This window comes from Microcoleus sp. LAD1_D5 (genome assembly GCF_036702115.1).
In the GTDB taxonomy this organism is placed as follows: Bacteria; Cyanobacteriota; Cyanobacteriia; order Cyanobacteriales; family Microcoleaceae; genus Microcoleus.
Genome location: NZ_JAUBSA010000045.1, coordinates 43128 through 50143, shown reverse-complemented (window position 1 = coordinate 50143; position 7016 = coordinate 43128). Strand labels below are relative to the sequence as shown.

Genomic DNA, 7016 nt, shown 5'->3' with positions numbered 1-7016 from the left:
AATTATGAGTTAGCTCTAGGGGGATTAAATTGAAAACCTTCTATTATAGCATAGATTTTTTTTGCAAGAGGTCTAATCTTCGACATTAATTTTCGGCGGTTAGAAACCCCTACTACACAAACAAAGTCCACCTAAGTAGGTAGGGGGGAAAATTTATCTTTTTAAACTTAAATTTAACACGTTGTGTACCTAGGAAACCATAGTGCCAAAACATTTGAGCCTTTATGCGAGTTAGTTAGTCAATGGCAATGCTATTTTTATGTCACCGATGGCCCGAAAGTTTATCCAATATCGATTTCCGCAGGAGACCAAATTATTTGTAAAATTTACATGACCCGAGTTGAAGGTGAAAACACAAGATTAAGACATGATCTAGCTCGACTGCACCGAAAAACTCTGTGTTATTCTAACTTAGACCACAAGTTGCTCAGATATTCTATCAAGTTATTCATTCATTATCTGAAATTCGAGGATGTGCCGATTCCCTATTCAAGTAATTATTCATTTTAAGCAGTATTCAATCCCCTCTATTTATATGTCATACCTCTATTCAGCAACGCCGAAAATTTATCTTTTGTGGAACGGGTACCAGAACCCGTTAAGCGAGAATGGTGCAAGATGTGAGTTTTAACCGACTTGTGCTGTGAGACGGTTTCAACCCCCGTCGGGATGTCCGCAGTTCTAGTTATAGTAAGTTACCATAATTTATATGGGTTATTAAGAGGTAGAAAAATGGCTAACATTAATCGGAGGCGTGCTGAAAATGTTAACGGTAACTTTTATGTAGACAGTACCTGCATTGACTGTGATACTTGTCGGTGGATGGCACCTGAAGTATTTACTCAAGAGGGAGAACAGTCTGCAGTTTACCACCAACCAACTAACGAGATGGAAGAAAGGCGATCGCTCGCGGCTCTTTTGTCTTGTCCCACAAGTTCGATCGGGACTGTAGAAAAACCCAAAAGCATCAAAGAAGCCCAGCGAATGTTGCCCGCACTCGTAGCAGAAAATGTCTATCACTGTGGCTACCACTCAAAGAAATCCTACGCCGCCGCCAGCTATTTAATTGTCCGCCCCGAAGGAAACATTTTAGTGGATTCTCCCCGTTTTGTGCCGCCGCTAGTTAAAAATATCGAAGCAATGGGTGGCATTCGCTATCTGTACTTGACTCACCGCGACGACGTAGCAGATCATCAACAATACCACGATCATTTTGGGTGCGATCGCATTCTCCATGCGGACGAAGTTAACGCGGGGACTCGCAGTGTAGAAATTCAATTTTCTGGTAGGAAATCGCCTCAAATCGCAGAGGATTTGTTGATTATTTCTGTTCCAGGTCACACGAAAGGTCACACTGTTTTGCTTTACAATAACAAGTTTTTGTTCAGCGGCGATCATCTTGCTTGGTCGGAAAGTTTGCAGCAGCTAGTTGGCTTTCGCGATGTCTGTTGGTATTCTTGGCCGGAACAAATCAAATCTATGCAGAATTTGGCTAATTACTCGTTTGAATGGGTGTTGCCGGGACACGGCCGCAGGTATAATGCCGATCGACAAACAATGAGCAATCAAATGCAACAGTGTATTGCTTGGATGCTCGATGCTTAATGCGATCGGGTTCATCACTCCGACTCAGCCAGATTCAGTTGACCCCGGTAGCCTGTGAAAATCCGACTGCTATCTTTCAGAATATGAATCTCCATCTGATCGCTCGCCCAAGTGAGTGCTAGGAAATTCATAGAATGCTACCAACCCCATAAGGGTTACTCTCAAGGAGTTAAGCATGAATGTCTAAAAATGTATGTCAATGGTATGGGTTTTCGAGCAATAGAGAGAATCCAAGGAGTTCATCATACGACAATAATTAATTGGGTTCAACAGGTGGGAGAACTTATACCACAGGCTTACGAACCAGACACAATTTCCGATGTCGGAGAACTAGATGAATTAGAAACATTGAGTGGCTCAAAAAAAAATATCATACCTGAATTCAGCAACACCAATTTTTTTTGTGGAACAGGCCGGAAAGCGTGTTCATAAAAGGATTCTTGACAATGGTGCAACATAATGAGTTTTAACTCACCTCTTGCACCATTCTCGCTTAACGGGCTGTGGGGCCCGTTCCACAAAAGATAAATTTTCTTGTGGAACAGGCCGGAAAGCCTGTTCATAAAAGGATTCTTGACAATGGTGCAACATATGAGTTTGAACTTAAATCTTGCACCATTGTCAAGAACGGGCTGTGGGGCCCATTCCACAAGAGATGAATTTTCTTGTGGAACAGGCCGGAAAGCCTGTTCCTAAACAAGTAATTGACAATGGTGCAAAATATAAGTTTGAATCAACTATTCTACCGCTGCTGGTCCGCTGGAAAAGCACCCGCTTTCACCGCCACAGTAACAGGTTGTCCGCTGCGGCTTAATTCAAGCTGCAGATCGCTGCCCACTGTAGTTTTCTCTACAATTTGCTGTACGCTGCCAGCATCACTGACTTCTGTACCGTTGATTTTCTTGATCACATCGGCAAGGCGAACTCCAGCTTGTGCCGCCGGAGAATTTCTCGCAACTCCCAAAACTAACACGCCTTTATCTTCAGTCAGCCTCAATTTGGTGTTGGGATTGTTATTAAATTCTCTCTTGATTGCGGGAGTAATGCTCAACATCCGAACGCCGAGATAAGGATGTTCGGCTTTTCCGGTTGTTACTAATTGGTCGGCAATTTGTTGTGCTCGATCGATCGGAATAGCAAAACCTAATCCTTGAGCACCTTGAATAATCGCCGTATTCATGCCGATAACTTGACCGCGCTGGTTCAGCAGCGGGCCACCGGAATTGCCGGGATTGATCGCAGCATCGGTTTGAATAAAGCTGACGCGCTTGTCAGGAACACCGACATCGGCGCTAGAACGGCCTGTAGCGCTAATAATGCCCACAGTCACAGTATTGTCCAAACCGAGGGGATTACCGATCGCGATCGCCCATTCTCCCGGCTCTAATTCTTCAGATTTGCCCAAACTCACCACAGGCAAATTGTTAGCTTCAATTTTAACAACAGCCACATCAGTAACTGTATCTACGCCTAAAACTTTGCCGACAAATTCGCGGCCATCCTTCAGTTTTACCGTCACCGTATCCGCGCGGTCAACGACGTGAGCGTTAGTCAAAATGCGACCGTCAGAACCAAAAATAAAACCCGAACCAGAACCCCGTTCTACTCGATTTCCCGGTGCAATCGGAGATTCGGAACCGAAGAAGCGGCGGAATTGCTCAGGTATCTCATCAGGAACTTGGTTCGTCACCGTCCGAGAAGAGTTGATCCGCACCACTGCAGGGCCGACTTCCTGCACTACTTTAGTGACAAAATTAGAGTCTTGAGAGGGCAGTATATTTGCAGGCAATGCTGAGATTTGCGCTGTACTTGAAGGTTCAGCTTGAATGGCGTTAGAACTTCCAGGAACTTGAGAAGTTAGGGCGTTGCACCCAACAGTTGCGGTGGAGCCGAGTAAAATGAGGGATAAAAAAGCAAGTTTTTTAGGCAAATAAAAACGGCTAGAACGCTGAGCAGAAGCAGGCATTTTTTGGGTTGACATAGTATTAATTTGGTGAGAGTTAGAGGGAGAGTTATAATTAGGGTTTTGCATTTTTAGCACCTACTGTAATTAAGTTAGAAGTAAAGGCTCTTTAATTTTAATTCAAGCATTTATACTATCTGGTTGACTGGTGGGGTTTACCCTACAAGCTGGGGTAGAAACCGGACAGTCGCAGGCAAATAGTCTGTGGATTCGAGCTTTGGAGTGCGATCGAGCTAGGTCGGCACTGGTGAATTGCTGTCTGAGTGCGATAATACAAACTACGGTAGCCAGCTCGCATATTCCGCATTTCCCGCGAAATTTTCACAGGATTGATATCCGAAGTCAACAACAATCCTGGACTCAAAAAACCCGGTTTCTACGCAAAATCTTTGTTGTGAGCGATCGACGTTAAAGTAGAAACCGGGTTTTTAATACCGCCTGCATCCATGCCATTAGCTAAAGCAGCCGGAAAGCCTAAACCTAAAGAGAAGTAAAAAAAACTGTAAAGCCTCAAACTAAAATACCAACTCAACAAACTTAAAATAGCCGACCCAAACTCCGTTCAAATTTGAGATTTGAACGGAGTTTGCACTATTATTGCTCCGCAGGTTCAATGGAACTAACCGAATCGATTTCCCTCGACTTGTTCCTCGAACTTTCCAAACTATCAACAGTATTTTTAATAAAACCAGCCATCGGCACAGCAACTAACAAACCTGCTAGTCCCGCAACCTTAACCCCCACCAGCAGCGACACTAAAATCCACACGGGATTGAGACCGATAAAACCGCCTAATAACCGAGGAGCAACCCCGCTTTCAATTACTTGCTCAATTACTGTAGCGACAGCTAAAACTGTGACGCCGAGCCAAAAGTTGTTTAATGTGATCAGCAAACTGACAATGCAAATACTGAAAGGTGCCCCGAAGGGAATTATGGTCATTGCACCCACACCCAAACCGAACAGCAGTCCGAAGGGAACTCGCAAAATTAAAAAAGCAACAGTGATAGACAGTCCCATCAAACCCGCCAAAGTTGCTTGCCCGACGAAGTAGTTGTGGAAGCTTCGCGCCAGCAACTCTCGCAATTGAAGGCTCAGCTTGGAGGGAAACCATTTAAACAAGCCTTCCCACACGCGATCGCCATGCAAGAGTAAGTAGAAGGTCACGACTATTGTCAGGAGGAAATTCAACAGACTGTCTGCAGCACCCAAGCCAAATTTGAGAATTTCGCCAGTGAGAGACTGCAACTGAGCTGAAAGTCGATCGCTCAATTGGGTAGTCAAACCGCTAACATCAATGCGGAGATTGCGATTTTCCGCCCAATTGTGGAACGCTTCAATCTGTTCTGTGCCAGAAACTATCCAAGTCGGCAGCCTGGTGGCGAGTTCAGTGATTTGGTTTAGCAGAATGGGTGCCAGAGTGAGACCTAAAACCACCAATAGCAGTAAAGTCAAAAACAATACCGACAAAACTGCTCGATCGCGCTTCAGGCCGTATCTGTGCAGAAAGCGCACTGGATAATCTAGCAAAAAAGACAGCACTGTAGCCACTACCAAAACTGTAATCAGGGCGCGGAAATATTCAAAGACTAGGAGGGCTAACCAGCAGTTGAGTACCGCTAGGGGAAATACCAGTCCGTAAGTCCACCACTGCGGCAGTTGAGTGAAACGTCTCATCTAAGTTAACCGAGTTAAATTTTGAGATGAAAGATGTGAGATTGACGCTGCTATTCGCCCTTCTCCGTTAACCATTTTATAGTGCATTTATTTATACCCGACTGCTTAAAATTCCCAATTGCTCGACCAGCAGCGGAAATTGGGTTGCTGGCAGGCGGTGCCTGCCACAACCATGTTATATCGTTTCCGCTGGAATGGATATATTACCTGCGAAAATAATTTTTTTTCGGTTGACACGGCAGCAGTTTGCAGTGCGCGATTCAACCTTTTTCCCCATGCCGTTCGATAGCTAGTTGAATTAAACGATCTACTAATTGAGGGAAAGAAATGCCGTCCGCTGCCCACATTTGCGGATACATACTGGTAGCTGTAAAGCCGGGAAAAGTGTTGATTTCGTTAATCAAAACTTCTCCGGTTGATTCAATGTAGAAAAAGTCTACTCGCGCTAAACCTGCTGCGTCTATAGCCAAAAATGCTTGTACTGCCATTTCTTGGATTTGCGAGACGATCGCCCCGCTGACTTTTGCCGGGATTGAGCAGTCGGCTTGTCCCTGGGTGTATTTAGTTTCGTAGTCGTAGAAATCGCTTTGAAAAGTAATTTCTCCCACCGTTGAAGCTTGGGGATTATCGTTACCCAAAACTGCACATTCTAATTCTCTAGCCACCACACCCGCTTCGACAATTATCCGCCTGTCGTAGCTGGCGGCGCTGTCGAGGGCAGCTTCTAATTCAGCGCGCGATCGAGCTTTAGAAATTCCCACAGACGAACCCAAATTCGCCGGTTTGACAAAGCAAGGATAACCCAAATCTGCTTCAATTTTATCACAGAGTTTGGGGAAAACGCAAGGATTAGACCAGATTTCAGAACGGTTGACAGCGATGTATTTTACCTGCGGCAAACCAGCCTGAGCAAAAGCCATTTTCATCGCAATTTTATCCATTCCCAGCGCCGAACCTAAAACCCCGGAACCGACAAAAGGAACTTGCATTAATTTCAGCAATCCTTGCACCGTACCGTCTTCGCCGTTTGGCCCGTGCAAAACAGGGAACCAAACATCTACGGCATTAAAATTAGGAAACTGTCCAGACGCGGGAGAGTCATCTTGTCCTGGTTCTTGCTCTATTTCCAGAGGTTTTCCGGTGGCTAAGACTTGTTGAGGTAATGTTCCCGACAGCCAGCGGCCGTTTTTTTGGATGTAAAAGGGCAGAACTTCGTATTTAGAGGCATTTTCCTCAGCAGCGAGGGCACGGGCGATCGCCCGCGCCGAACTAATTGAGACTTCGTGTTCGCCCGATCGCCCCCCGAACAATAGCCCGATCCGCATCTTTGTCATTTTTCAATACTCCTAGCACTTTTTGACAAATATACACGCAGTTAGCGCAGCCAACGCAGAAACGAACCGCCTTAAAACTACTTATCTCCTCCCTCCCACTCTTCCTCTGTGTTCTCTGCGCTCTCTGCGGTTAAAATCCCCCCTCCCGCCTGTCAAAAGCCTGAATTCACCCCGGTCATTTTCAGTTAAAACGTCGCCACAATCCACAACAAACAGCCACAGAGAGTTAAAAATTGCATCCCCCAAATAGCTTAAAATCCCATCATTTCCCTCAGCATTCGATTCCCGATTTCTTGCCCTCACTTGAAACAGTTTATTTGCTTCATCGTCCTTCAGTGCAGTTAGATATTCCCGGAGTAAACAGAAACGCTCAATACTTCAGTCCTCCTTCGTTGTCGGAATAGTTGTTTGCAGCAAAATGCTAATGGGTTTATGCA

6 protein-coding genes and 3 pseudogenes are annotated in these 7016 nt (G+C 45.2%); 3 read left to right on the top strand and 6 right to left on the bottom strand.

The genetic code is table 11. The features are described 5' to 3' along the window. Positions 1 to 189 precede the first annotated feature (189 nt). Positions 190 to 510: pseudogene (locus QUA70_RS18585) on the top strand (IS1 family transposase); the annotation flags it as partial. 222 nt (positions 511 to 732) lie between these two features. Next, positions 733 to 1605 (top strand): MBL fold metallo-hydrolase, encoded by an 873-nt coding sequence (locus tag QUA70_RS18580; protein WP_333349153.1) that lies wholly within the window; start codon positions 733 to 735, stop codon positions 1603 to 1605. Between the two features lie 14 nt (positions 1606 to 1619). On the opposite strand, the pseudogene QUA70_RS18575 reads toward QUA70_RS18580, so the two are convergent. After that, positions 1620 to 1721 (bottom strand): annotated as a pseudogene (locus QUA70_RS18575) (radical SAM protein); the annotation flags it as partial. 4 nt (positions 1722 to 1725) lie between these two features. Here QUA70_RS18575 and QUA70_RS18570 point away from each other — a divergent pair. Further along, positions 1726 to 1980, top strand: a pseudogene (locus QUA70_RS18570) (IS1 family transposase); the annotation flags it as partial. Between the two features lie 367 nt (positions 1981 to 2347). On the opposite strand, the gene QUA70_RS18565 reads toward QUA70_RS18570, so the two are convergent. The 5 genes from QUA70_RS18565 to QUA70_RS18545 form a co-directional block, all read right to left on the bottom strand. Continuing rightward, positions 2348 to 3586: an HhoA/HhoB/HtrA family serine endopeptidase gene (locus tag QUA70_RS18565; RefSeq protein WP_445251652.1), complete on the bottom strand. Its 1239-nt coding sequence runs from the start codon at positions 3584 to 3586 to the stop codon at positions 2348 to 2350. Positions 3587 to 3728: 142 nt separating this feature from the next. Then, positions 3729 to 3932: a hypothetical protein gene (locus tag QUA70_RS18560; RefSeq protein WP_333349148.1), complete on the bottom strand. Its 204-nt coding sequence runs from the start codon at positions 3930 to 3932 to the stop codon at positions 3729 to 3731. A gap of 12 nt (positions 3933 to 3944) precedes the next feature. Next, positions 3945 to 4100: a hypothetical protein gene (locus tag QUA70_RS18555; protein ID WP_333410540.1), complete on the bottom strand. Its 156-nt coding sequence runs from the start codon at positions 4098 to 4100 to the stop codon at positions 3945 to 3947. A gap of 62 nt (positions 4101 to 4162) precedes the next feature. Further along, positions 4163 to 5245 (bottom strand): AI-2E family transporter, encoded by a 1083-nt coding sequence (locus tag QUA70_RS18550; RefSeq protein WP_333349145.1) that lies wholly within the window; start codon positions 5243 to 5245, stop codon positions 4163 to 4165. 260 nt (positions 5246 to 5505) lie between these two features. Continuing rightward, a complete protein-coding gene (locus QUA70_RS18545) occupies positions 5506 to 6579 on the bottom strand; it encodes a D-alanine--D-alanine ligase family protein (protein WP_333349142.1) in 1074 nt (357 codons plus the stop codon). Positions 6580 to 7016 lie beyond the last annotated feature (437 nt).

Excerpts from the sequence above, each read along its gene's own strand:
- QUA70_RS18550 (WP_333349145.1), bottom strand. The coding sequence starts at position 5,245 with ATGAGACGTTTCACTCAACTGCCGCAGTGGTGGACTTACGGACTGGTA.
- QUA70_RS18545 (WP_333349142.1), bottom strand. The coding sequence starts at position 6,579 with ATGACAAAGATGCGGATCGGGCTATTGTTCGGGGGGCGATCGGGCGAA.
- QUA70_RS18580 (WP_333349153.1), top strand. The coding sequence starts at position 733 with ATGGCTAACATTAATCGGAGGCGTGCTGAAAATGTTAACGGTAACTTT.
- QUA70_RS18565 (WP_445251652.1), bottom strand. The coding sequence starts at position 3,586 with ATGTCAACCCAAAAAATGCCTGCTTCTGCTCAGCGTTCTAGCCGTTTT.